This window comes from Cobetia sp. SIMBA_158 (genome assembly GCF_046566945.1).
In the GTDB taxonomy this organism is placed as follows: Bacteria; Pseudomonadota; Gammaproteobacteria; order Pseudomonadales; family Halomonadaceae; genus Cobetia; species Cobetia amphilecti.
Map to the genome: position 1 here is coordinate 1 of NZ_JAWJYL010000694.1, position 255 is coordinate 255.

At 45.5% G+C, this 255-nt stretch carries 1 protein-coding gene; it reads left to right on the forward strand.

The window, feature by feature from the left end; genetic code table 11:
• The coding region (locus tag R2R70_RS21610) for a hypothetical protein (protein WP_410979140.1) at window positions 1–255 on the forward strand (255 nt) is incomplete at both ends.

The window sequence follows — 255 nt, forward strand, 5'->3', positions numbered from 1 at the left end:
CTGTGTAGCCTTGTTTTATCGGGTTTTGCTATTTACAGCGGGTTAAGCGAAGTAAGCGCACAGCAGCAAACAATAGAGCGCTTAAAAGCAGCAGATCAAAGCGACCGCGCCAAAGTACAGAAAAAGCAAAGCGATGCAGGCATGTTGGCTTATTACAGCTTTCATTTAACGTACTCGCAGCCATCTAACCTGGCATTTGCTGCTTTAGGCGAGCGCGATATATTCCCTTGGAAACACCGCATTAATTTATTAGCG